This window comes from Pseudomonas sp. AF32 (genome assembly GCF_022342325.2).
Lineage (GTDB): Bacteria > Pseudomonadota > Gammaproteobacteria > Pseudomonadales > Pseudomonadaceae > Aquipseudomonas > Aquipseudomonas uvaldensis.
Genome location: NZ_RQJK02000035.1, coordinates 19516 through 44483 on the forward strand (window position 1 = coordinate 19516; position 24968 = coordinate 44483).

The 24968-nt window shown below is 59.6% G+C and carries 17 protein-coding genes and 1 pseudogene; 14 read left to right on the plus strand and 4 right to left on the minus strand.

The features are described from left to right. The first annotated feature begins 105 nt into the window (after positions 1-105). Positions 106-696: an NADPH:quinone oxidoreductase MdaB gene (mdaB, locus tag EGM97_RS25185; protein ID WP_238963761.1), complete on the plus strand. Its 591-nt coding sequence runs from the start codon at positions 106-108 to the stop codon at positions 694-696. A 51-nt stretch (positions 697-747) separates the two neighbouring features. After that, positions 748-1650, plus strand: a complete 903-nt coding sequence (locus tag EGM97_RS25190; protein WP_238963759.1) for a LysR substrate-binding domain-containing protein — start codon at positions 748-750, stop codon at positions 1648-1650. Between the two features lie 60 nt (positions 1651-1710). Here EGM97_RS25190 and EGM97_RS25195 read toward each other — a convergent pair whose 3' ends face one another. After that, on the minus strand, positions 1711-3156 hold the full coding sequence (locus EGM97_RS25195) for a SulP family inorganic anion transporter (RefSeq protein WP_238963757.1): 1446 nt from the start codon (positions 3154-3156) through the stop codon (positions 1711-1713). A 346-nt stretch (positions 3157-3502) separates the two neighbouring features. Here EGM97_RS25195 and EGM97_RS25200 point away from each other — a divergent pair, with 346 nt between their 5' ends. From EGM97_RS25200 to EGM97_RS25225, 6 genes are all read left to right on the plus strand, one after another. After that, positions 3503-4852 carry a GntT/GntP/DsdX family permease gene (locus tag EGM97_RS25200; RefSeq protein WP_238963756.1) on the plus strand — a complete coding sequence of 450 codons (1350 nt, stop codon included), beginning with the start codon at positions 3503-3505 and terminating at the stop codon, positions 4850-4852. Positions 4853-4879: 27 nt separating this feature from the next. Continuing rightward, on the plus strand, positions 4880-5740 hold the full coding sequence (locus tag EGM97_RS25205) for a MurR/RpiR family transcriptional regulator (protein ID WP_238963754.1): 861 nt from the start codon (positions 4880-4882) through the stop codon (positions 5738-5740). 1 nt (position 5741) lies between these two features. Continuing rightward, entirely contained in the window at positions 5742-7199 is a 1458-nt protein-coding gene (locus tag EGM97_RS25210; protein WP_238963752.1) for an N-acyl-D-amino-acid deacylase family protein, read from the plus strand. Positions 7200-7324: 125 nt separating this feature from the next. Next, positions 7325-7693, plus strand: coding sequence for a glyoxalase superfamily protein (locus EGM97_RS25215; protein WP_238963749.1), 369 nt, complete (start codon positions 7325-7327; stop codon positions 7691-7693). 73 nt (positions 7694-7766) lie between these two features. Then, positions 7767-8012: a FitA-like ribbon-helix-helix domain-containing protein gene (locus tag EGM97_RS25220; RefSeq protein ID WP_238963747.1), complete on the plus strand. Its 246-nt coding sequence runs from the start codon at positions 7767-7769 to the stop codon at positions 8010-8012. After that, the gene (locus EGM97_RS25225; protein WP_238963739.1) at positions 8009-8428 is read left to right on the plus strand and encodes a type II toxin-antitoxin system VapC family toxin; all 420 of its coding nucleotides are present in this window, start codon (positions 8009-8011) and stop codon (positions 8426-8428) included. The genes EGM97_RS25220 and EGM97_RS25225 overlap by 4 nt, the downstream gene beginning before the upstream one ends. Before the next feature lie 53 nt (positions 8429-8481). Here the strand turns inward: EGM97_RS25225 and EGM97_RS25230 are convergent, their stop codons facing one another. Together EGM97_RS25230 and EGM97_RS25235 are read right to left on the minus strand one after the other, a co-directional pair. Beyond that, positions 8482-9345: a methyl-accepting chemotaxis protein gene (locus EGM97_RS25230; RefSeq protein WP_477788873.1), complete on the minus strand. Its 864-nt coding sequence runs from the start codon at positions 9343-9345 to the stop codon at positions 8482-8484. Positions 9346-9387: 42 nt separating this feature from the next. After that, positions 9388-10401, minus strand: a pseudogene (locus tag EGM97_RS25235) (methyl-accepting chemotaxis protein); the annotation flags it as partial. 460 nt (positions 10402-10861) lie between these two features. Between EGM97_RS25235 and EGM97_RS25240 the strand changes: the two are divergent. The 4 genes from EGM97_RS25240 (at position 10862) to EGM97_RS25255 (ending at position 21914) form a co-directional block, all read left to right on the plus strand. Next, entirely contained in the window at positions 10862-12571 is a 1710-nt protein-coding gene (locus EGM97_RS25240) for a ShlB/FhaC/HecB family hemolysin secretion/activation protein (protein ID WP_275300688.1), read from the plus strand. Between the two features lie 24 nt (positions 12572-12595). After that, positions 12596-20419, plus strand: a complete 7824-nt coding sequence (locus tag EGM97_RS25245) for a two-partner secretion domain-containing protein (RefSeq protein ID WP_477788872.1) — start codon at positions 12596-12598, stop codon at positions 20417-20419. Next, positions 20400-20669 carry a hypothetical protein gene (locus EGM97_RS25250; RefSeq protein ID WP_238961865.1) on the plus strand — a complete coding sequence of 90 codons (270 nt, stop codon included), beginning with the start codon at positions 20400-20402 and terminating at the stop codon, positions 20667-20669. Before EGM97_RS25245 ends, EGM97_RS25250 begins: the two co-directional genes overlap by 20 nt. A 654-nt stretch (positions 20670-21323) precedes the next feature. Continuing rightward, positions 21324-21914, plus strand: a complete 591-nt coding sequence (locus EGM97_RS25255; protein WP_238961866.1) for a hypothetical protein — start codon at positions 21324-21326, stop codon at positions 21912-21914. Between the two features lie 91 nt (positions 21915-22005). Here the strand turns inward: EGM97_RS25255 and EGM97_RS25260 are convergent, their stop codons facing one another. Continuing rightward, positions 22006-22443, minus strand: a complete 438-nt coding sequence (locus EGM97_RS25260; protein ID WP_238961867.1) for a hypothetical protein — start codon at positions 22441-22443, stop codon at positions 22006-22008. A 448-nt stretch (positions 22444-22891) separates the two neighbouring features. On the opposite strand from EGM97_RS25260, the gene EGM97_RS25265 reads away from it, so the two are divergent. Continuing rightward, positions 22892-23233: a DUF6124 family protein gene (locus EGM97_RS25265; RefSeq protein ID WP_041022630.1), complete on the plus strand. Its 342-nt coding sequence runs from the start codon at positions 22892-22894 to the stop codon at positions 23231-23233. A 67-nt stretch (positions 23234-23300) separates the two neighbouring features. Further along, entirely contained in the window at positions 23301-24809 is a 1509-nt protein-coding gene (locus EGM97_RS25270) for a leucine-rich repeat domain-containing protein (protein WP_275300586.1), read from the plus strand. Positions 24810-24968: the final 159 nt, after the last annotated feature.

Below are 24968 nucleotides of genomic sequence, written 5' to 3' on the forward strand. Positions count from 1 at the left end.
GGGGTGCTTATTCCGCGCGAAACTCATCGGTACTCTGCCGCCATCATTTTCAACCTTTCCATGCGGCGCCTTTTCACTGCGCCATGGAATCCGATGAGGCTCCCCATGAAAAAAGTCCTGCTGCTCAACGGCGGTAAACAGTTCGCTCATTCCGACGGCCGCTATAACGCCACACTCCACGAGACGGCGCTCAGTGTGCTGGACCGTGGCGGTCTGGATGTCAAAACCACCTTCATCGATGGCGGCTACGACATCAAGGAAGAAGTCGCCAAGTTTCTCTGGGCCGACGTGATCATTTACCAGATGCCGGGTTGGTGGATGGGCGCGCCGTGGACCGTGAAAAAATACATCGACGAAGTTTTCACCGAAGGCCATGGCAGCCTCTACGCCAGCGACGGTCGCACCCGCTCCGATGCATCGCAGAAGTACGGCAGCGGTGGTCTGATCCAGGGCAAGCAGTACATGTTGTCGCTGACCTGGAATGCCCCGCAGCAGGCCTTCGACGACCCGACCGACTTCTTCGAAGCCAAGGGTGTGGACGCGGTGTACTTTCCGTTCCACAAGGCCAACCAGTTCCTGGGTATGACTGGCTTGCCGACCTTCCTGTGTGTGGACGTGATGAAGCGCCCGAACATCGAGGCCGATGTGGCGCGGTATGAGCAGCATTTGATCGAGGTGTTCGGTCTTTCGCGATAACCGGGCTACTATCGGGACGCCATGGCATGTGCGTTTGATAAGGGGACACTGGTGAAGGCCAGATCCGATGAGTTGCAGGTTTTCGTCTGCGTGATCGAGTGCGGTTCGATTTCCGCTGCCGCAGAACAGGTCGGGCAGACGCCCTCGGCGGTCAGCCGCACCTTGTCGCGCCTGGAAGCCAAGCTCAACACCACCCTGGTCAACCGCACCACGCGGCGCATGGACCTGACGGAGGAGGGCAAATACTTCTTCGAGCAGGCCAAAGGGATCCTCGACCAGATGGAGGCGCTGGAAGAGCGCCTGTCGTCCCGCCAGCAGAAGCCGGCCGGGCGGTTGCGGATCAACGCCGCGTCGCCGTTCATGCTGCACGCCATCGTTCCGCACGTCGAGGAGTTCCGCGCGCTCTACCCGGACATCCAGCTCGAACTCAACAGCAACGACCTGATCATCGATCTTTTGGAACAAAGCACGGACATCGCCATTCGCATCGGCACCCTCACCGACTCGACGTTACATGCCCGTCCCCTGGGTTGCAGCCCGTTGCACATCCTGGCCAGCCCCGCTTACCTGAAGCGGCATGGCACGCCTTCAAGCGTCGCCGAACTGGCGGAGCACACCCTCCTGGGGTTCGCCCAGAACGATGGCCTCAATCAATGGCCTCTGCGCCATCTTCACGGCGATCGCTGGCCGATCCAGTCGGCCATCAGCGCCTCCAGCGGCGAGACGGTGCGCCAACTGGCATTGGCGGGGCAGGGGATCGCCTGTCTGTCGGACTTCATGACCCGCGAAGACATTCGAGCCGGTCGGTTGAAGGTGCTGCTGGCCGAGGCCAACAGTGGCTATCGCCAACCGATCAACGCGGTCTACTACCGCAACTCTCAACTGGCGTTGCGGATCCAGTGCTTCCTCGACTTCATCCAGGGCAAGCTTGCCGACTACGCCTCGCGGCCATAGCCAGACACGTCTCTGTGGGAGCGAGCCCTGCTCGCTCCCACCAGGGGTTGTGGTGGAGCTTCAGTCGTGATGCACGCCTGCGCGCTTGAGCATTTGCTTGCAGCGCTCGGACAAGTGGAACACCCGCAAGTGCTTGCCGGCCTTGCCATAGCGCTCGCGCAGGGTCTTCAGCGCGGCGATGGCCGAGTAATCGACGAAGCGCAAGTGACGGCAATCCAGCGTGACCAGGGATGGATCGTTGGCCGGGTCGAACTGGTTGAGGAACGGCGTGGTGGAGGCGAAGAACAGCGTGCCATGCAAGCGATACAGTTTGCTGCCGTCCGCTTCCAGATACGTGTCGGCGTACAACTCGCGGGCCTGCTGCCAGGCGAAGTTGAGCGCCGCGATGATAATCCCGCACAACACGGCGACGGCGAGGTCGGTGAACACGGTGATGATGGTCACCGCGACGATCACCAGCACATCGTTCTTGGGCACTTTGTTGATCACCCGCAGCGAGGCCCAGGCAAAGGTCTGCTGCGCTACGACGAACATCACCCCCACCAGCGCGGCGAGGGGGATGCGTTCGATCAAGGGCGACAGGAACAGGATGAACAGCAGCACCATCACCCCGGCCACCACGCCGGAGAGGCGGCCACGACCGCCGGAACTGAGGTTGATCACCGTCTGGCCGATCATGGCGCAGCCGCCCATGCCGCCGAACAGGCCGGAGGCAATATTTGCCGCGCCCAAGGCCACGCACTCGCGGTCCGGATAGCCACGGCTTTCGGTGATTTCATCGGTGAGGTTCAGGGTCAGCAGGGTTTCCAGCAGGCCGACCATCGCCATGATCACAGCATAAGGCGCCACGATCCGCAGGGTGTCCAGGTTCCAGGAAAGGTCCGGCAAGGCAAAGACCGGCAGGCCGCCGGCGATGTGTGCCATGTCGCCCAGCGTCCGAGTAGGCAGACCCAGCAGGTAGACCGCCACACCAACACCCAGGATCGCCACCAGGGCCGGCGGCACGCTGCGGGTCAGGCGCGGCAGCAGATAGACGATGGCCATGGTCACGGCCACCAGGCCCGCCATCCAGTACAGCGGAGCGCCGCTCAGCCAGGCGTCGCCGTTTTTGAAATGTTCCAGTTGGGCCAACGCAATGACGATGGCCAGGCCGTTGACGAAGCCGAGCATCACCGGGTGCGGCACCATGCGTACCAGCTTGCCCAGCCGCAACAGCCCGAACGTCAGCATGATCAACCCGCTCAACAGTACGGTGGCCAACAGGTACTGCACGCCGTGTTGCACCACCAGCGCGACGATCACCACCGCCATCGATCCCGCCGCGCCGGACACCATGCCCGGCCGTCCGCCGAACAGGGCCGTTAGCGTGCAGAGAATGAAAGCGCCATACAACCCCATCAGCGGGTTGAGGTGCGCCACCAGGGCGAAGGCAATGCATTCGGGGAGCAAGGCGAAGGAAGTGGTGAGGCCGGCGAGGGCGTCGGCGCGAAGACGTGCTGGTTTCATGAATGACCTGATTGGGCGCCGGTTGAAGAACGGCTGCCGGAGAAGTGTGCAAAAAACAGGGGGCGATGGTACGGATTTGAAGGTGAGGCGGCCAGCGGTTGGGTGGTTGTTTCGATGATTGGCGGGCTGTCAGTCATGGGGCTGCTTCGCAGACCAGCGGGGATAAATCCCACCCACCGAATATGAAAATTTCCTGGCGGATTTTCATGGATGCCGTGTTGCCATTGCCGTCAGCGACATCCCTTACCCAGGCACGAAAATTACTTTCAGTATGTTTGAAAATTCCTCGTCGAGATGATTTATGAGTTTCACAACTCATAGACGTGACCCGCTCGAGGAGTAACGCATGGCACCTGCTTTCGGTTATTGGCTCTTGGTCTACGCGGCCATCGCCATCATTGCGTTGATCGTATTGATCGCCCGTTATCGGCTTAACCCGTTCATCGTGATCACGCTGGTGTCCATCGGCCTGGCGCTGCTGGCCGGCATGCCGCCGGCGAGTGTGGTCGGGGCTTACGAGGCGGGCGTTGGCAAGACGCTGGGGCACATCGCGCTGGTGGTGGCCCTGGGCACGATGCTCGGCAAGATGATGGCCGAGTCCGGCGGGGCGGAGCGCATGGCGCAGACGCTGATCGAGCGTTTCGGCGAGCGCAACGCCCATTGGGCAATGGTCTGCATCGCCTTCCTGGTGGGGCTGCCGTTGTTTTTTGAAGTGGGTTTCGTGTTGCTGGTGCCCATCGCGTTCACCGTGGCCCGACGTGTCGGCGTGTCGATCCTGATGGTGGGCCTGCCCATGGTCGCGGGATTGTCGGTGGTCCATGCCCTGGTGCCGCCGCATCCGGCGGCGATGCTGGCGGTGCAGGCGTTCCAGGCCTCGGTGGGGCAGACCTTGTTGTACGCCATCCTGATCGGCATTCCCACTGCGATCATCGCCGGTCCGCTGTACGCCATGTTCATCGTGCCCCGCATCCAGCTACCGGCGGAGAATCCGCTGGAGCGGCAGTTTCTCGACCGCGAGCCACGGGCCCGATTGCCAGGGTTCGGTATCACCCTGGGAACCATTTTGCTGCCAGTGGTCCTGATGCTCATCGGCGGTTGGGCCAACCTGATCTCGACGCCAGGCAGCGGGTTCAATCAGTTTCTGCAGTTCATCGGCAACTCGGTGATCGCTTTGTTGCTGGCAACCATCCTCAGCTTCTGGACCCTCGGTCTGGCGCAAGGCTTCAACCGGGAGTCGATCCTCAAGTTCACCAACGAATGCCTCGCACCGACCGCCAGCATCACCCTGCTGGTGGGCGCCGGTGGCGGGTTGAACCGGATCCTTGTGGATGCTGGCGTCACCCAGCAGATCGTCGGCCTGGCCCAGGAATTCCAGCTGTCTCCACTGGTCATGGGCTGGTTGTTCGCTGCGTTGATGCGCGTCGCCACCGGCTCGGCCACGGTGGCGATGACCACCGCATCGGGCATCGTGGCGCCCGTGGCGCTAGGCCTGGGGTATCCTCATCCCGAGCTGTTGGTCCTGGCCACCGGGGCTGGCTCGGTGATCTTTTCCCACGTCAACGACGGCGGCTTCTGGCTGATCAAGGAATACTTCAATATGACCGTCGCACAAACCTTCAAGACCTGGACCGTGCTGGAAACGCTGATCTCCCTGGTAGCGTTCGGCCTGACGCTGGGCCTTGCACGCGTGCTCTGATCGCCATGCCACTACACAGGAGTCGTCATGGACATCCTCTACCAGATCCGCTCGCGCCAGGCCTTCTTCAGCGCCGGGGAAGGACGGATCGCCCGCCTGATGCTCGATGACGTAGGCTTCGCCGCGTCCGCCAGCCTCGAAGAACTGGCCCAGCGCGCCGAAGTCAGCAGCGCCACGCTGTCGCGTTTTGCCCGTACGGTCGGCTGCCGGGACCTGCGGGACTTGCGCCTGCAACTGGCCCAGGCCAGCGGCGTCGGCAGTCGGTTTCTCGACCCGGCCGGTGCGCCGGAGCAGTCGGCGTTTTATGGGCAGATCGTCGGCGACATCGAGTCGACACTGCGCCAACACCTGTCGGCATTTGAAGAGTCGCGATTCAGCGATGCCGTGCGGTTGCTCGGCAAAGCGCGGATGATCCATGCATTCGGGTTGGGTGGCTGGTCGGCCTTGTGCAGTGAGGAACTCCAGGTGCGGCTGGTGCGTTTTGGCTATCCGATTGCCGCGTGTCGCGACCCGGTGATGATGCGCATCACGGCGACTTCGCTGAGTGACGAACACCTGGTCATCGCCTGTTCGCTCACCGGCATCACCCCGGAATTGCTGGCGGCCGTCGAGGTGGCGCGCAGCTACGGTGCGGCGATCCTGGCCATCACCCGTGCCGACTCGCCCTTGGCCGGGCTGGCAGATGTGGTGCTGCCCCTGCAAGGCGCCGAAACCTCGTTCATCTACAAACCCACGGCGGCCCGCTACGGCATGCTGTTGGCGATCGATGTGCTCGCCACCGAGCTTGCCCTGGCTCATCCCGAAGACAATCAAGAGCGTCTGCGGCGGGTCAAGCTCGCCCTCGACGATTACCGAGGCGGCGACGACGATCTGCCGCTGGGAGACTGAGATGTTGTACGACACGCTGATTCGCAATGCCCTGGTGATCGACGGCACTGACACCCCTGGTTACATCGCCGACGTGGCGATTCGCGCCGGCCGTATCGAGCGCATTGGCGCCTTGCATGATGCGCAGGCCACCGAGGAAGTGGACGCCGTCGGCCGCGTGCTGGCGCCGGGCTTCATCGACGTCCATACCCACGACGACACGGTGGTCATCCGCCAACCGCAGATGCTGCCCAAACTGAGTCAAGGCGTCACCACTGTCATCGTCGGCAACTGTGGCATCAGTGCATCACCGGTTACCTTGCGGGGCGAGCCGCCGGATCCGATGAACCTGCTCGGCCCGGCCGAGGCGTTCGGCTATCCGAGCTTCGGCCATTATCGTTCGGCGGTAGAGGCCGCCACGCCAGCGGTCAACGTGGCGGCGCTGGTGGGGCATACCGCACTGCGCAGTAATCACATGGACGATCTGTTGCGCACGGCCAGCGTGGGAGAAATCGCTGCCATGCGCAGGCAACTGCGCGAAAGCCTGGAGGCCGGCGCGTTGGGCTTGTCCACCGGCCTGGCCTACGCCAACGCCTTCTCGGCCTCCACCGACGAAGTCATGCAGTTGGCCGAGGAGCTGAGCGCTTTCGGCGGGGTCTACACCACTCACCTGCGCAGCGAATTCGAACCGGTGCTCGAAGCCATGGACGAAGCCTTTCAGATTGGCCGTCAGGCGAAGAGTCCGGTGATCATTTCCCACCTCAAATGCGCCGGCGCCGGTAACTGGGGACGTAGTCCACAGGTGCTCGCTGCCCTGGAAAACGCCGCCAGTACCCATCCCGTTGGTTGTGACTGTTATCCCTACGCCGCCAGCTCCTCGACGCTCGATCTCAAGCAGGTGACCGATGCCCATCCCATTACCATTACCTGGTCGACACCTCATCCGCACATGGGCGGGCGCGACCTGGCAGAGATCGCTGCCGAATGGGGCGTGTCGCTGCTGGAGGCGGCCCGTCGCCTGCAACCGGCCGGTGCGGTGTATTACGGCATGAACGAAGGTGACGTACGCCGGATTCTGGCTCATCCGCTGTCCATGGTGGGTTCCGACGGGCTGCCCGAAGATCCGTTTCCACACCCGCGCTTGTGGGGCGCCTTCCCACGGGTGTTGGGACATTTCAGTCGCGACGTCGGGCTTTTTCCGTTGCACACCGCCGTGCACAAGATGACCGGTCTTTCAGCGGCGCGCTTCGGCCTGAAGGCACGCGGCGAAATCCGTGAAGGACATTGGGCGGACCTGGTGTTGTTCAATCCACAGACCGTACGCGACGTCGCCGACTTCATCGAGCCGCAACGGGCTGCCGAAGGTATCGACAGGGTGTGGGTCAATGGTGTCCTGAGTTATCTCGAAGGGCAGGCAAACGGACGTCGGGAGGGGCGGTTCCTGGCGCGCGAGGGATTCAGCCCATCGGATGGCGCCTAAGCGGCTGATATTGTTTTGATTGGCGTCACAATAATGGCACTGCGACACTAAAGAAGCCGGAGCCAAGGCCGAAGCATTGGGGTCAACCCACCCAGACTGGGTCTATTCAGCCAGGGAGCACCCCCATGAGCTTTGGTAAAACCACCCCGATCCTGCGGATCTTCGATGAAGCCAAGGCACTGGCGTTCTATGTCGACTTCCTGGGCTTTACCGTCGACTGGCAACACCGCTTCGGGGACGACTTCCCGCTGTACCTGCAAGTCTCCCGCGGCGAATGCGTGCTCCACCTGAGCGAGCACCACGGCGATTGCACACCGGGCTCGGCGCTGCGCATCGAAACCGACGAACTGGAAGCCTTCCAGGCGCAACTGCTCACTCGCCAACACCCCTTCGCCCGCCCGCAGATCCAGGCGATGCCGTGGGGCAGCCAGGACATGACGGTGATTGATCCGTTCGGGAATCGGTTGGTGTTTACCAATGGGATTTGTGTGTAAAGAGAGCTGGACAAGCTAACCGGTCATGCCTTAGCTTGAAATCAATGATTTCATTGATTGCGGGAGGCAAAATATGGCCAGCATCACTATTCGTAACCTTGATGACCAAGTCAAAGAGCAGCTACGCATTGCTGCGGCTCACAATGGACGCTCCATGGAGGAGGAGGCGCGCCTGATTTTAGGACGTGCTTTAGTGCCAATAAGCCCAGCGGGTGGGCTGGGAAGCCGTATCCGAAACAGGTTCGGTAAGTTGGGGGGCGTCGAGTTGGAGCTGCCTTCGCGTGGCGAAAAAGCCCGTGCGGTGGATCTGTCTGAATGATAGTGCTCGATACGAATGTTATCTCGGAGTTCATGCGTGCGGAGCCGGATGGGAATGTGCTCGCCTGGATCGATTCGCAGCCTGCGATGGATCTGGTAATCAGCGCTATCACTGTGGCGGAGATTCTGCATGGCATTGCTCGATTGCCTTTCGGCAAGCGTAAGCAGAAGCTTGAATCTCACGCGATGGCAATGTTTGAAGAAGATTTTACCGACAGAATTCTGCCTTTCGACGCCCATGCCGCAGTTGAATACGCAGCCATTGTTGCATTATGTGAGGCTAAGGGGAGGGCAGCGGGTATGGCAGATGCGCAAATTGCCGCCATTTGCCGAGTTCATGGAGCTCCCATTGCGACACGTAATACCAAGGATTTCGAGTTTCCAGGGATTGAAATAATCAATCCCTGGAAACCATGAGACGCGAATTCGGGTAAAGCGCCTCTCCCTCGGGAAATGGGCGCTTGTCATGATCAAACCCGGAAATGACTCACCATCATCTGCAACTGATTTCCCAACCGGGCCAGTTCAACGCTGGAGGCGGCGGTTTCGTCGCTGGCGGCGGCGGTCTGTTCGGAGACGTCGCGTACGTTGATGATGCTGCGGCTGATTTCCTCGGCCACGGCGCTTTGCTGTTCGGCGGCTGCGGCAATCTGCTGGTTCATGGACTGGATGTTCGACACCGTGCGGGTGATGTTCTCCAGTGATGCGCCAGCCTTGCGGGTCAGGGCCACGCTGCTGTCGGTGAGGCTGCGGCTGTTGTTCATCACGGCGGCCACTTGCTGGGTGCCGTTCTGCAGGCCGGCCACCAGGCCTTCGATTTCCTCGGTGGATTTCTGCGTGCGCTGGGCCAGGCCACGGACCTCATCGGCAACGACCGCAAAGCCGCGACCGGCTTCACCGGCGCGTGCTGCTTCGATCGCGGCGTTGAGGGCCAGCAGGTTGGTCTGTTCGGCCACCGACTTGATCACATCCATGACGCTGCCGATCTTGTCGCTTTCCTGCTGCAGCATGGTCATGGCGTCGGTGGAACGTACCACTTCGCTGGCCAGGCGTTCGATCTGGGCGATAGCCTCGTTGACCACCTGATCGCCGGCCCGCGCTTCGCCGTCGGCGGCAGCGGCTGCCTGGGAAGCTTCTTCGGCGTTGCGCGCCACTTCCTGCACCGTTGCAGTCATTTCGTGCATCGCGGTCGCCACCTGATCGGTCTCGACTTTCTGGCTGTTGACCCCGGCGCTGGTCTGCTCGGTGACGGCGGACAGCTCCTCGGCAGCGCTGGCGATCTGGGTCACGCCATCGCGGATGCCGCCGATGAGGTCGCGCAATGTCACGCCCATGCGGGCGATGCCTTGTTGCAGCACACCCAGCTCATCGCGACGGGTCACGATGATGTTGTGCGACAGGTCGCCATTGGCGATGCGCTCGACCACGGCCAGGGTTTCGCTCAGTGGGCGGGTAATCTGCCGAGTGATGATGACGGCGGCAATGATGCCCACCAGCAAGGCGAGCAACGTGCTGAACAGTTGCAGTGTGCGAGCCTGGGCGCTTTCGGCGTCGCGGCGGTCGAGCTGGATCTGGTACAGCTGCTCGCTCAGGCTGACGATCGTCGCGCCCTGCTCGGTCATTTCCTTGCGCGCCTGTACCGCATCGGCCGTGGCCAGCTTGAAGGCCTGCAAGGCACTGCGGTATTGGGTCAGGGCGTTTTCCAGTTGACGCAGTTCATCCGCATGGGAACTGGCGAAATGCTCGTTCAGCGGCTTGAGCGAAGCGATGGCGGCGTCCAGTTGGGCGACGGCCTTGCGCTCGGTGTCGGCGTTGCTGTTGGCGGTGTAGCCGCGCACTTCATAGCGGGCCAGCATGAATTCCTGCTTGGCCTGGGTGATGGCCTGGAACTGTTCGAAGCGCTGGTCGCTCAGCGGCATTTGTTTCACGTCGCTGTAGATCGTCTCGATCAGTTTGTAGGCGATCTCGGCGTTTGCTGCCATGGCATCGCGAGCCGTATTGCCGGTGCGGTAGGCACCGCGCATCTTGTTAAGGGAAACCTGATAGGCACTGATGACCGCGTTCTGCTCTTTGAGCAGCCTGACGTTTTCCGGGCTCTTGAAGCTGCCGAGCAGAGCGTTCTGTTGCGCCACGAAAGCGTCCAGGGTGGTCTGTACGTTCTGTGCGGCGGTCTCGTCGCCGTTGGTCAGCATGTATTGCAGGCGTGTGACGCGAAGTTTGGTCAGGCCGGCGTTGAGCTGGGTAATGTCACTCATCCAGTTGCTGCGTTGGATCAACCCGCCCAGGCTGGTCCAACTGGTCAGGGCCAGGACGCAGGTCAGGATCAGCACCAGGCCGAATCCCAGGCCCAGTTTCATATTGACGCTAATGTTGCCAAACCAGCTATTCATCAAATTCCTCCAGGAACGTTGTGCTGCTTGATCGTCGGTTGGCTGGAAGATTGTTGTTGTTAAGAGCCAGCAAAATAGTGAACAGGGCTGTATCGGCTGCTGGCCCGGGATCTGAAAGTTTTTTTTGGCGTCGGCATTTCGCCGCTCGTCCCGGTGTGACGACGGAGGCAGGGGAAGAGCGGAAATTCAGGCAAAAAAAAGCCCGCGGGAGAGCGGGCTAAAACCTTAGTTTCTTGAATGAGCGAGGGGACTTTACCGAATCACGCGCCGGTGTGGGGTGAAGAATAGTTCATGAGGCGGCGCATCCTGCCGAGGCCCCTAAGTCAGGCCTTCTCGGTTGTTTTCGTGAGATGTGTCTCCTTTTTTTCGCATTTACTCCTCTGCTCTTTGAACCGAAAGCGATCAGCACGGTCTGGTATGCGCTTCAGATTGCTATCACTTCTGTTTCGAGGGATCGAACATGTCCGTATTCGCCTTAAGGACGAGGCTTGTCTTTGCGTCGCTGTGTTTTCTAGCGATGCACACTGCCGTCGCCGCCACGCTGTCCCCCGGTGACACGGACCTGATCCGCGAGCGCCAGAACCGTTTGCTCGAAGAACAGCGCCGCCGCCTGGAGGAACTCAAGGACCTGCCCGGCCAGGCAGTGAAGCCGACTCAACCGACGGCACCTGTCGACACCCGTTGCTTCCCCATCAAGGCCATCGAACTCAAGGGCGCCGACAGTCTTTCCGCCCGTGAGCGCGAGCAATTGCTCAAGCCCTACATTGGCCAGTGCCTGGGCGTGCCGCAGCTCAATGAACTGCTCAAGGTCATCACCGACCACTACATCGAAAAGGGGCTGGTCACCAGCCGTGCGTACCTGCCGCAACAGGACCTGTCGGGCGGCCATCTGCAAGTGCTGGTGGTCGAGGGACGGCTGGAAGGCTTGAAGGGCGCCGAGAACAGCCAGTTGTCGGACCGCGAGCTGGCGATGGCCTTTCCCGGCAAGACCGGCGACCTGCTCAACCTGCGAGAAATCGAGCAGATGGTCGATCAGCTCAATCGCTTGCCGTCGAATCAGGCACAAATGGAGCTGACCCCCGGCCAGAACATCGGCGGCAGTGAGGTGCGGGTCCGGAACACCCGGCAAAAACCCTGGCGCGTCGGCCTGTCGCGGCATAACGACGGGCAAAAAGACACCGGCGAGCAGCAGTGGGGCGCCTCCTTCGACTGGGACAGTCCCTTGGGCCTGGCCGATCAACTGGCCTTGCGTGGTGGCCACGATGCAATCAGCGATCATCAGAAAACCTCGCGCAACGCCATGCTCTATTACAACCTGCCCGTTGGCTGGTGGAACGTCAGCTACACCTACATCCAGAGCGAGTACCGCTCGCTGGGTCAGGCCAACGGCTTCAACTTCAAGCAAAACGGTGACAACCAGAGCCATCAGGTGCGCCTGGAGCGGGTGATTCATCGTGACGCTTTCAGCAAGACCTCTCTCAATACGGGCCTGGCCTACCTGCGCACCAACAACTTCATCGAAGACAGCAAGCTCAGCGAGAGCAGCAACCGCCTCAGCGAAGCGCAGTTCGGCATCAACCATGGCCGCCGTGTCGGCAGTGCCTTCGTCAACCTGGACCTGGGCATGCAGCAGGGTATTGGCGCGCTCGATGCCCAGGGCGACCACGAGCCGGGACCGGGACTGCCGGATGCGCGCTATCGCAAATACACCGCGACCCTGAGTTACCTGCAACCGTTTCAGCTGTGGGGCGAGTCCTTCAGCTTCAGCAGCCTGATGACCGGCCAGCGCAGCGAGGATGTGCTGTTCAGCCCGCAGCGCATGAGCCTGGGCGGGCTGTCGTCGGTGCGCGGCTACAAGGACCAGACGCTGTCCGGCGACAGCGGCGGTTACTGGCGCAACGACCTGCGCTGGAGCCGTCCGGTCACTCTGGAGTGGCTGCGCCCGGTGTTCGTCGAATACGGCACCAGCCTGGGTTACGACCAAGGCGTGATCACCGGCACCCGCTACAACGGCAATCAGCACGGGCGCATGTCGAGCAACTCGCTGGAGCTGTTCGCCCGCGGCGAGCACCTGTCCACCAGCGTCACGTTTGCCCATTCCCTGGAACGCCCGGAGGCCCTGACCGAGCGCGAAGCGCCGATCTACTTCCGGCTGGATGTTTTCCTCTAATTTTTGCTGCAACGAGACTTGATCATGGACGACCGCCAACACGCCTTCCTGGCCCGCCAGCCTGCTGCTGCCCTGCAAAACCGCAACCTGTTCTGGGGCATGCCCAAGCGTGGCCTGGCGTTCCTGTTGGCCAACGTCATGTTCTGGCAACCGCTGTGGGCCCAGGCCGACGGCATCGTGGTCAGCAAGCCGGGCACCAGCCTCGGCCAGGCGGGCAATGGCGTGCCCATCGTCAACATCGCCAAGCCCAACGGCAACGGCCTGTCCCATAATCAGTTCACGGATTACAACGTCGGCAGCAACGGCGTGATCCTCAACAACGCCACCTCCCGCACCCAGTCCACGCAACTGGGCGGAATCATTCTCGGCAACCCGAACCTCAACGGCACCGCCGCCAAGACCATCCTCAACGAAGTCAACGGCGGCAATCCCAGCCAACTACGTGGCTATACCGAAGTGGCGGGGCAGTCGGCCCACGTCATCGTCGCCAACCCTTACGGCATCACTTGTAATGGCTGCGGCTTCATCAACACCCCGCAGGCCACCCTGACCACCGGCAAACCGATTGTTGAAAACGGCCAGTTGACTCGCTACCAGGTCGACCAGGGCAGCGTCACCATCGAAGGCGCGGGGCTCAACGCCAACAACGTCGACCGCTTCGAAATCATCACCCGCAGCGCCAGGATCAACGCCGAGATCCAGGCGAAAAACCTGACCATCGTCGCCGGTCGCAACGACGTCGATGCCGCGACCCTCAAGGCCACCGCCCGCGCCGATGACGGCAGCGCCAAGCCGCAACTGGCGATCGACTCCTCGGCGCTGGGCGGCATGTATGCCGGGGCGATCAAGCTGGTGGGGACCGAGGCTGGGGTTGGGGTGAAGCTCGACGGCAAGATGATCGCCAGCGGTGGGGATATTCAGCTCGATGCCAATGGGCATTTGAGGCTGGCGCAGACCGCTGCCGCCGGCGCTGTCACCGTCAAGGCTGCCAGCCTCGACGCCCAGGGGCCGGTCTACGCCGGTACCGCGTTGACCGTGAAAACCCAGGGTGACCTGACGAGTCAGAACAACCTGGTGGCCCGCGACAGCATTCGCCTGGACAGCGGCGGCACCCTGCGTAACAACGGGATCATCGAAGCCGGGGTCAATGCGGATAACACGCGCAATACCAGTGGCGACGTCACCCTCACTGCCAGACAACTGAACAACGGCGGCAAAACCGTCGCTGCCAGTCGCGACCTGACGGTCACCACGACCGATACGTTGAACAACCAGGCCGGTACGCTCAGCGGGCAGCGCAAAACCACGGTCACGGCCAAGGTTGTGGATAACCGCGCCAAAGGTCGCATCCTGGGCAATACCGAGACGCACCTTGCGGCCGATCAAGTGCTCAACGGCAGCGGCGGCCTGATCAATAGCCAGGGCACTTTGCAGGTGACGGCGGGCCATCTGGACAACAGCGCCGGTGAGCTGTCGAGCCTGAACACGGCGACGCTGGTGCTCGGCAGCCTGGACAACCTCACCGGCCTGGTGATGACCGGCAAGCAGCTGGATATCACGGCGACCGGCACCGTCAACAACCAGGGCGGCGAACTCTCGACCCAAGGCTTGATGACCCTCAACGCGGGGAGCCTGAATAACTTCGACAAGGGCACTGTCGCCGCCAACGGCAACCTGGTCGTGACCGCCACGAAAGGGGGGATCAACAACGGCAACAATGGCCTGATCGCCAGCCGCAATGCCGAACTGAAGGTGACCGCCGCCAGCCTGGACAACGCCAAGGGCACCCTGCAGGGCAAAGGCATGATGACGGTGGATATTGCCGGCGATATCGATAACCAGGCCGGCTCGATCATCGCCCAGGACGCGAACCTGAATGTCTTCGCCAGCAATCTGGACAACCGCGGCGGTGTGTTGTCCAGCGTCAAGGCCGCACTGGAGGCGCGGGTCAGTGGCGTGCTGAAAAACGGCTACGACCTGAATGGCCAGGGCGGCACGATCCAGGCGAAAGGTCTGACCCTTGACGCCCTCGCCGGGCTGTTCAACGACGGCGGACGCATCGCGGCGCAGGCCGGAGACGCCGTACTCAATACCGGCAGCGCCAGTTTCAACAACAGCAACGGCGGCCTCTATGCCAGCGGCAAGGTGAAGGTCGACGCCCTGAACCTGGACAACAGCCGCGGCCAGATCAGCGGCGGCCAGATCGATCTCAACCTCAACGGTATTCTGGACAATACCCAAGGCATCATTGAAGGCGACAGCAGCCTGGACGTCCTCGCCGCCAGCCTCGTCAATCACAACGGGCAACTGCGCACCCTGGGCCGCAACAGCACGACCGTGTTCTCCATCGGCGGCCTGTTCGACAACAGCAACGGCACCCTGGAGACCGTCAGCAGCGACGTCGGCTTCACCCTCGGCAGCCTGAACAACCAGAGCGGCAAGCTGCGTCACATCGGTGCCGGCGCCTTCGGCCTGAACCTCACACAGTTGGGCGCGGTCGGTGGCAGCCTGGTGACCTACGGCACCCTGGTGCTCGACGCCGACAGTTGGACCAACAGCACTTCGATCCAGGCCGAACACCTCACCGTCAACGTCAACCACCTGACCCAGACCGCCACCGGCCAGTTGCTCAGCGCCAACAGTTTCAATGGCTCAGGGATCGACTGGCGCAACGACGGCCTGATCGGCAGCGACGGCCTGATCGATGTCCAGCTCACCGGCCAATACGCGGGCAACGGTCGCTTGAGCAGCCTGGGCACCTTAGGCCTCAAGGCAGCCCTGATCGATCTGGAGGAGAACGCCAGCATTGCCGGCGGCGGCGCCACCACTGTGCACGCCGATGGCATATTCAATAACCGTGGCCGCGTGACCTCGGCGGCGGGCATGAATGTCACGGCGCAGGGCATCAACAACTACGGCACCCTGGGCAGCGCCGGATTGCTGAGCGTCGGCACCGGTGCATTGCTCAACGAAAAAGGCCTGATCTTCAGCGGTGCCGACATGGCCCTGAAGATCGACCGCCTGATCAACCTCAACGCCGACATCTACAGCCTGGGCAACCTGAGCATCGACCGCGACGGCCTGGGCGCGTTGGCTACCAGCATCGTCAACAGCTCCGGTTCGCTGCAAAGCGACGGCAACATGAGCCTGGCCGCCAGCACGATTGAAAACGTGCGAACCGTATTGAACACCCACGACGCCGGCATCTACACCGCGTCGATCAGGGAAATTGCCTGCATCGAAGGCGTCAACGCCGGGGATTGCAGCGGCGGCAAGGAAAACCACGTCTGGCAGATCATCCAGCGTGACAAGTTCGAAGTGACCGAGGCCTCGGCCAGGTCGAGCATCACCACCGGCGGCAACCTGACTATCCAGGCCAATAGCCTGACCAATCGCAGCAGCACCATCGGCGCGGGCGGCTCCTTCACCGCAAGACTCGACAGCCTGGACAACATCGGCATCGAAACCCACGACACCGAAACCTCGCGCACCTTCATGTCCGAGCGCACGCGCAACCCCGACGGCTGGCGTACCCTCGCCGATACGTTCACCGACAAATACTGGTTCCAGAGCCCCGGCTACAGCACGGCCAACCTCGCTGGCCTGGAAGCTGACATGAGCCGCTTCATCGGTACGACCGAGCGCGAACTGCTGCAATTCGGCAGCAGCCGGGCCCTGTCCCAGGACACCCAGACCTATGCCGCCATCATGCAGTCCGGCGGCCCCGTCGACGTCCGCGTCCAGGGCGTCGCCGACAATAAAGTCATCCGGGGTGGCTACAACTACGTCGGCGCCGGCCCGCGTACCGACACCGGCGCCGATGGGCAATTCTCAACCCGCATCACCGTCAACCAACAGCTCTCACCCGACCTCGCCCAACAGCAGGTCAACCCGGTCACCCTGCCCGGCTTCGACCTTCCCACCGGCCAGAACGGCCTGTTCCGCCTGAACGAAGGCACCGGCACCCCGACCCAAGGCAGCGGCCTGACCCAAGTGCGCGGCCTGCCGGACCGCTCGTTCCAGACCAACCCACAAAAGTACCTGATCGAAACCAACCCGGCGCTCACCGACATGCGTCGGTTCATGAGCTCGGATTACCTGCTGACCAACCTGGGCTACGACCCGGACGACGCCGCCAAGCGCCTGGGCGACGGCTTCTACGAACAACGCCTGATCCAGCAAGCCGTCATCGCCCGCACCGGCCAGCGTTTCCTCGACGGCCAGACCTCCGATGAAGGCATGTTCAAGTACCTGATGAACAACGCCATCGCCAGCAAGGACGCCCTCAATCTGACACTGGGCGTAAGCCTGACCGGCGAACAGGTCGCGGCGCTGACCCACGACATCGTCTGGATGGAAACCCAGACGGTGAACGGCCAGCAGGTGCTGGTGCCGGTGCTCTACCTGGCGAACGCCAACCATCGGCTGGCGCCGAATGGGGCGCTGATCCAGGGCAGCGATGTCACGCTGATTGCGGGTAAGAACCTGAACAACGCCGGGACGTTGCGGGCGTCCAATAACCTCGTTGCTACGGCGAATGACAGCCTGGTCAACAGTGGGTTGCTGGAGGCGGGGAATCGGCTGGATGCGTTGGCGAGTAATGACCTGACTAACCGGGCGGGTGGGGTTATTGCTGGGCGGGATGTGAATGTTGTTGCCCTGACGGGCGACGTGGTCAACGAGCGCACCGTTACCACCCACGAAAGCAGCAGCGGCTATCGCACCGAGCGCACCGACTTCATCGACAGCGCCGCCCGTATCGAAGCCGCCAACAACCTGACCGTCAGCGCCGGGCGCGACATCAACAACGTTGGCGGTGTACTGAAAAGTGGCAACGACACCATCCTCGATGCCAAACGCGACGTCAATCTCGTCGCCGCCGAACGCATCACCAGCGGCACCCGCGGCCGTCATCGCGACCAGGACATCAAGCAATACGGTTCCAGCCTTGAGGTAGGCCGCGACCTGACCGCCAACGCCGGCCGCGACCTCAACGTCATCGCCAGCCAGATCGATGCCAAGCGTGACATCGCCATGGCAGCCGCGGGGAACTTGACCCTGGCTTCGGCGGCGGATGAACAGCACTCCTACGGCAAGAGCAAGAAGGTCACCAGCCAAGAGGATCATGTCAGCCAGGTGGCCTCGACGATCAATGCGGGGCGTAACGTAGCCCTCAGGGCGGGGCAGGATCTGGCGATGATCGCCAGCAAGGTCAACGCTGCAAACGAAGCCTATTTTGTGGCGGGTGGCAAGCTTGCGCTGCTGGCTGCGCAGGACAGTGACTATTCGCTGTATGACATGAAGAAGAAAGGTGGTTGGGGCAGTTTGAAAATGCAGCGCGATGAGGTGACACAAATCACCCACATCGGCAGCCAGATCCAGACGGGAGGCGACCTGACGCTCAAGAGTGGTGGTGACCAGCGCTACCAAGTCGCCAAACTGCAAAGCGGAAAAAACCTGATACTGGAAAGTGGCGGCGCCATCGCCTTCGAGGGCGTAAAGGATCTGCACGACGAAAGTCATACCAAGACGGATAACAACGCATTCTGGAACTCCGCCAAGGGCAAGGGTAATACCGACGAAACCTTGCGCCAGACGCAGATGGTGGCAGCGGGCGATATCACCATCAAGGCAGTTGAAGGCCTGAAGATCGATATAAAACATGTCGATCAACAAACAGTCAGTCAGACCATTGATGCGATGGTAAAAGCCGATCCGCAACTAGCTTGGATCAAGGAAGCTGAACAGCGCGGTGACGTCGACTGGCGACAAGTGAAGGAAATCCATGAGTCCTTCAAATACAACACGTCGGGCTTGGGGCCGGCTTCGCAGTTGATCATCGCCATCGCCCTGGCGGCGGTGATGGGGCCGATGATGGCTGGCATGAATACCATGCTTCAGGCTGGAGCCCTCACTGTCGCTACCAAGGCGACGGTCAGCACCATCGATAATCGCGGCAATCTCGGCGCAATTGTTAAGGATGTTACTTCCAAGGACAGCCTGAAAGGGTACGCCGTCTCGATGGCCACAGCCGGGGTTACACAAGGGCTTGGTTATGAAGCCGGCAACGTTGGCTTCAATGCCGAGAGTGTAAAAACGGTGGCTATGAAAGTGGCTGCAGATGCTGCAATTAAGACAGCCGTTTACGGAGGCAGCTACAAGGACAATCTGGCGACTTCATTGGTTGGAACAGCAACAAGCATTGGGGGCGCATACGGAGCTGGAAAAATAGGTGACCTACCGCTAACCGAAGGTGATTTTGAGAAAGTTCTCCTTCATTCGGCCTTGGGCGGATTAATGGCCGAGGCCATGGGAGGAGACTTCCGCACAGGGGCAATAGCGGGTGGGGCGAATGAGGTTCTGATCGGCTTGCTGGGGGATACGCTACTTCCCTCGCATTTGAAACCTGGTACACCTGAATACACTCGGGCCCAGGAAAACCTGGTTGCGCTTTCAAAGGTTGTCGGGGTGCTGGGAGCGGCGGCTTCCAATGGTGATGTCGAAATCGCTGCGCAAGTGGCTGAAAATGGCACGCGTTACAACTTTCTGGGCAATCACTCCCAAGCTGAGCGAGACAGAGCCCTCAAGGAGTATGAAGAAACCAAGAGCCTGGATGCCGCCAAAAAGATGATGGTGCTTCAAGGTGCAGACCAACGGAGCGATGGACTGTTGGAGCGTTTTCATGCCGATCCTGCGTCCCTGTCTCCCTCAGAAAAAACTGAGTTGGCCGCCTACCTTCAAGTGTACGGCTACGAGCAAAGCCTCAAATATGGGGAAGAGGCCGCCCGGACCAGCATCGATAACTTGCTTAAGAATGGACCGGTTCCTTATCGGGATTATCCGTTTGCCGGCGGTACTACGAAGGAGAGAATTGCTTATGCCGATGGCTTGAGAGCTCAAGATGGTGTGTCGGTAGCCAATATTTTTTGGTCCAGAGATCAGAGCGCTAGCGAAATGTTGTATCGCGATGCTCAGGGTTACCTGCGCATCAACCGCGAAATGCAGGCAATGAGTGATGTGGGATCACCAGCACTCTATTTTCTGACCGGTAACCTCGGCACTACGATTCGGGTAGCCGCTGCGGCGAATGGAGTGCTTCAGGCGGGGCGCGGTGCGGGCCAGGTCTACGATGGTGATACGTGGAATGGCATCGGCAACATTGTGGTCGGCGCCATGAATGCGGCAAGCCTTGGGATTCCAAAGATCGGCTCCGCTGGACGTGTCAATGGTAGTGCAGGTACAAAAACGACAGCGACAACGCCCGATCCGATTGCCGTTACCAAGATAACGGACGAGATGGAGGCCAATCCTTATCACGCGGATTGGCAGCGCTACGTAGGTAATGAGCCGAGAGCCGTTGGGGCGGATGTTGTAATAGATACAAATGCGGCATTGGGGAGAATTGAACCACCCATCCCCAAAGTTGATGTCACAAATGAATTTATGATGAGCGTGTCCAACAACGGGGGCACTACTCTCAGGTATGGCAATCCTGATGGCGTAGCAGGATTGGTCGTGAATGTGGATAAAGCAGGAGTGCTGGGGTTTGATATTCGTGCGGCACAGAATCACCCTTTATATGATGCATCGGGCACTGATATGTTCGTCAGCGCAATGCAGCGTCTTGGTAATGAAGGTATTCAGGTCAATCAAATTCGAGGGGCTTGGGTGGCGGGCACTGACAGTGTTAATACTGCCAAATATCTGCAAAATATTGCCAATGGAATGACAAAAGAAAATGCTGCTCTGAATACGTGGACAGGCCAGATATCCCAGAAATATGGATATACGAAGGTCGAGAAAATTGAATCCATTGGCGGAATTACCTATGTCACCTTCGGAAAGTAAATATTTGTTAGCGCAAATATTGGATGGAAAGTCGCCCAGTGTCGTGCTGAACATGATGCTGGAGATCCTTCCTGATTTAGATAAGTATGCTTTAGCAGATATTTTTTTGGAGGAATATGATCGTTTGGATAGCAGAATTCTTCCCGTAATATGGCATTGGAAGAGTGTCAAATCGATTAGAGGTATGTCTGATCAGGAATTTAATGACGCCGTGCTTGCGCAGATGAGATTAGCAGGTTACATGGTGTAGGTGAAATAGAGTAAAGGGGTGTTTAAAAAGCGGAGAGGTCAGAAGTAGGGTTAATTGTGGAAGCGTACGGCCTACTTCGCGGTATACAGGATCATGCAGATTATGCCGCCGAGGCAGGAGAGTTGGATGCCGAAGACATACCGCATGAAAGCATCGAAAGGGGACGGATCTATTTAATTTTTATAAAACAGGGGACAGATTTATTTTGCGAGATAGGGAGAGGGGTTTCTTTCTGCTGGGGGCATAAATAAATCTGTCCCCTTTTTTGCTTTCCACTAATAAAGCATTATCTGGTTTCGATAATTGATCATCCGGAAATTCATCGCTGGAAGATTTATGATGCTATCGAGTTTTTGATGGGGGTTGAGCCGGATTTTGTTGCGCGTTTATTAAAGGAAAAAAACAAAAGCGTTGATGATTTCAAGGCGAGGGGCAGGAATTAGTTCAGGTAGGTGATGGGGTGCAAAATAGGGGCATACTTGAAAAGCACTTACTTAACGTATTTAGCATGACCTTGTTTCCTGATTTCTGCCCTTGGAAAAAGGGGCCAGATTTATTTTGCGAGGTAGTGAGAGGGGCTTCTCTCTGCTGGGGGCATAAATAAATCTGTCTCCTCTTTATATTTGATTCATCAACCAATAGGTGGGTTCCGGAATGAGCTGTGACGTCGGCTTTAAAATCTCTTGGCAGGCCCCGATACTGCCTGCCAAATCTTTGGCCGGCATTCCTTTGATGACATCAGTAGCTGAATTTGAAATGGTGCTTGATCGTTACGTGGTTGATAAGAATAAAATGCTTTATCAATTTGATGGGTCGCCAGTTCTTTCCATGGCGAAGGGGATCGACTCGAATGGTGACGGTGGGTTTGGGTTCGCTGTTCATGGCAGAGAGTTAACAAACTGGCGGTTGTTTTTTAATACTCCAGAGCATGCAGGCGCTAACCCTCGAGCGCTATACGTAATTGTCCGGTCTTGGAAGGTGTATGCAGTTAAAGTCTGGATGTTTGAAAAGTATAAGGAAGGCGGTAGGCCGGTGAACTCCTATAGGGGGAAGCTAACCTGTAATATAACTCTGGGTGACGCATTGATTGATCTTTTTTCTTGCGTGGAGCTAGAGTTTGATTCTGAAGAGGAATGGTATGTGGCTAAAGGTATTTATGGCGGTTTGGAAGTTTCTGGATATGGCGAGAGCTTGGAAGATAATCCTGATCAAGTTGTAATGGCTTTAACTGTTTTAGTGGAGTAGTGTCGAAAAGAAAGGGCAGATTTATTTGTCTATAAGTGCATAAATAATTGGTCCCCTTTTTTCTATTTCACCCTTCTTGCTTTATGCATATTTACAACGGACACCACGGATCACCACCGTTAGCGCTTTCCACCATCTTCGGAAAATTACGTTCAAAGCCCCAACCGGACGCCACAGCGGTCAGGGTGGTTTTGCAGGCGGGGTTCTTCTCCGAGACGATCACATTCATGTAGAACTGGTTGCCATAGATTGTCGGTGCCCAGAGCACCATATCGCTTCTTTCTGTGTTGTTATCAACTTTCAATTGAATGGTGTTGACGAGCGTCCCGCCGGTGGTGAGATCGGTCACCTGAGGGTGGTAGCAATGATTCAAATAGCCTTGCACCCGTTCTTCGACCACTGTCCGCTCCTGGGTCAAACAGTACTCGGGGCTGGCGACACCCGTGCTCAATAGCTCGTCCTTGGTATACGGATGCAGCGAACAGCCACTGAGCAATAGAAAAAAGAACCCTGCGTATTTCCTATACATTGATGCACATCCTGGTGGTTTATTGCCGGTAAGGCCGCACAGTCTACCCGGACGCCCTCGGCCGGGGCAGTGCAAAACGCGGCAAAGGATCGTATGAAAATGGACTGTGCGTACAAAGCGAAACACTTTGTTTCGGGACCTTTCCCATTGACTTGCAGGACATTTCCTAGAAAATTCCAACCCCTTGCGCCTGCCTTTTCCGGTGCCTAGTCTTTGCCTACCGCTGCCAATTCAGCGGTCGGGTTTAGCAGCTCGGAAGTCACGTTAGGCGCATGGCAATCACCATGAGTGCAGGCATCGCTATTGCCTGGATTCTTATGGCGGCTGTGCGCAGGGCATCCTCGGGTGCGCCGGTTTCCTAACGTGCCGGTCTGCTAACCTGCGCGCGGCTGCCACCCACTCGTTTAGCAGCGAACGTGGCGGCTCCCACTAACGTTAGGAGCACCCCATGGACAAACTCATCCCAGACCCACCCGTCCCACCGCTGCACCTGGACATCGCCGCTGACGCCAACGCCGAGCGCGTCATCGATTCCTACCTGAACCCCAAACCCAATCCGCCCGACAAGCAACCCGCCCCAGATCAACTGTTCACCATCGTGCAAGGCGTGGATGCGGAAAGTCTGCTGGCCAACCTCAGCGAAACCCTGGCCTCCGCCAACGTCATGGCCGGCGACCTGGCGTTCGAGCTGGACGGTTCCCGACGGCATTTCGCGCTGGGCCTGCAACAATTGATTGAACTGGGCCAGCTCCTGGCGAATCGGGCGCTGGACGTGGTCGATCCGAGGTAAGACGAGGGTGTTTGGGTTTGATCGATGAGTGTCGATCAAACCCATTTTTTGCGGCAGCATACGCCGCATGTTCACTTCGGATTTCTGGACCGTGCCGACTTCCAACCGCAACGCCCTGATGGCCCGACTCGCTGCCGCCCCGGATGACATCGCTACGCGAGCTTCGCTTTACCGCGACCTGCTCGACACCGGCGAAGCTTCGCTGGACGGCGTACGGGTCGCCGCCGGCCTGTACGATCCAGCCGCCATGGCCGTGGTTGCCGAGTTGGACGTCACGGTACACAGGAATCGTCCCGGACCGCTGTTGCCGCAGCTTCGCGGGTTGCCGGTCGATCATCTGGCGCTGGAGAACGCCGAGCCACAATGGCTCGATGCTTTGGCCGGGTTGCCGCTGCGTACGCTGGTGCTTGGCAGTCCGAGGTTCAGTTGCGATCAGGCGCTTTGGCGGCGTCTGCCGGATGTCGCCCTCGATACCCTGGAGATCAGCAATTTTTCCCGCGACGATGACCTCACCAGTCTCCCTTCTCTTGAGCGCTTGCGCCGATTGAAGCTGGACACCTACGGCGAGGATTTCGACGACCGTTTCCTCAGGCAACTGGGCAGCAACAGCAGGCTGCAAGTCTTGTCGTTGAACCGTTGCGATGAAGTGACCGACGACGGACTTCTGGGGCTTTCGCCACTCCAGTTGCGCTCACTCTCGTTGGAGCGTGCCGGGCAACTGACCGCTCGTGGGGCGGCGCATCTGTGCAGCCATCCCCTCGAACACCTGTCGCTTGGCTGGAACAGTAAGATCCTGGAGGATCCTGCCTGGCTCTCGGGTTTAACCGCGTTGCGTTCCCTGAGCCTGGATGATTGTTATGCGTCCGATGCCACGCTCAACGCTATTCGCGATCTGCCAATCGAGCGGCTATCGCTGCAGTCTTCCTACCTGTGCGAGGACGATCTTGAGGTCCTGGAAGGGATGCCCTTGGCGGACCTGGACCTCAAGGCTTCGCGACAAATCATCGAGCGGCTCGACGTGCTGCATGCGTTCCCCCTGAGACGATTGGGGCTCAGCGATGTGCAAGGCATCGACAAGCAGACCTTGCGGGATCTGGAGGGGCTGGATCTGGAAGCGCTGGACCTGTCGTTGAATGACGTTTCCTGGAAGGAGCTGAAGCAACTGAAGGGCCTGCCGCTGAAGCGGCTGGATCTCAGTTTCTGCCAAGGAGTTGATGGCAAGACATTGCGCAAGCTCTGCGAAATGGGCCTGCCGTTGGAGCAATTGGAGATCAGCGGCCTGGACCTGCGCGATGCCGACCTGGCCTGCCTGCGCGACTTGCCGCTGAAACGCCTCGGCTTGTACGAAAGCCCATGGCTGACCGACGCCGGCGTCGCGCATCTGGCGGGGATGCCACTGCGGGACCTGACGCTTGAAGCGGGGCCGGGGGAATCGCGGCTTACGTCAGCGATGGTGTCGGTGCTGGAGCGCTTGCCACTGGAGAGGTTGTCGTTGCGCAATGGCTCGCAGATCAGCGCGGATGGATGGGATCGCCTGGCTAGGCTGCCGGCCCACGTCAGTGGTCCGGGTATTTGACGCTTGCCGGAGATGTATCTGCTGATGGAAGTCGCTTCAAGTCTGTGGGAGCTGAGCTTGCTCGCGATAGCGGTTTGTCTGCACCGGTGATGTTGAATGGGCTGCCGTCATCGCGAGCAGGCTCGCTCCCACAGGGGTTCGCGGTGCATCTGAAGGCCG

Excerpts from the sequence above, each read along its gene's own strand:
- EGM97_RS25230 (WP_477788873.1), bottom strand. The coding sequence starts at position 9,345 with ATGGGCGTGACATTGCGCGACCTCATCGGCGGCATCCGCGATGGCGTG.
- EGM97_RS25255 (WP_238961866.1), top strand. The coding sequence starts at position 21,324 with ATGAGCTGTGACGTCGGCTTTAAAATCTCTTGGCAGGCCCCGATACTG.
- EGM97_RS25225 (WP_238963739.1), top strand. The coding sequence starts at position 8,009 with ATGATAGTGCTCGATACGAATGTTATCTCGGAGTTCATGCGTGCGGAG.
- EGM97_RS25250 (WP_238961865.1), top strand. The coding sequence starts at position 20,400 with ATGTCACCTTCGGAAAGTAAATATTTGTTAGCGCAAATATTGGATGGA.
- EGM97_RS25240 (WP_275300688.1), top strand. The coding sequence starts at position 10,862 with ATGTCCGTATTCGCCTTAAGGACGAGGCTTGTCTTTGCGTCGCTGTGT.
- EGM97_RS25270 (WP_275300586.1), top strand. The coding sequence starts at position 23,301 with ATGTTCACTTCGGATTTCTGGACCGTGCCGACTTCCAACCGCAACGCC.
- EGM97_RS25265 (WP_041022630.1), top strand. The coding sequence starts at position 22,892 with ATGGACAAACTCATCCCAGACCCACCCGTCCCACCGCTGCACCTGGAC.
- EGM97_RS25200 (WP_238963756.1), top strand. The coding sequence starts at position 3,503 with ATGGCACCTGCTTTCGGTTATTGGCTCTTGGTCTACGCGGCCATCGCC.
- EGM97_RS25215 (WP_238963749.1), top strand. The coding sequence starts at position 7,325 with ATGAGCTTTGGTAAAACCACCCCGATCCTGCGGATCTTCGATGAAGCC.
- EGM97_RS25260 (WP_238961867.1), bottom strand. The coding sequence starts at position 22,443 with ATGTATAGGAAATACGCAGGGTTCTTTTTTCTATTGCTCAGTGGCTGT.
- EGM97_RS25195 (WP_238963757.1), bottom strand. The coding sequence starts at position 3,156 with ATGAAACCAGCACGTCTTCGCGCCGACGCCCTCGCCGGCCTCACCACT.
- EGM97_RS25205 (WP_238963754.1), top strand. The coding sequence starts at position 4,880 with ATGGACATCCTCTACCAGATCCGCTCGCGCCAGGCCTTCTTCAGCGCC.
- EGM97_RS25220 (WP_238963747.1), top strand. The coding sequence starts at position 7,767 with ATGGCCAGCATCACTATTCGTAACCTTGATGACCAAGTCAAAGAGCAG.
- mdaB (WP_238963761.1), top strand. The coding sequence starts at position 106 with ATGAAAAAAGTCCTGCTGCTCAACGGCGGTAAACAGTTCGCTCATTCC.
- EGM97_RS25245 (WP_477788872.1), top strand. The coding sequence starts at position 12,596 with ATGGACGACCGCCAACACGCCTTCCTGGCCCGCCAGCCTGCTGCTGCC.
- EGM97_RS25210 (WP_238963752.1), top strand. The coding sequence starts at position 5,742 with ATGTTGTACGACACGCTGATTCGCAATGCCCTGGTGATCGACGGCACT.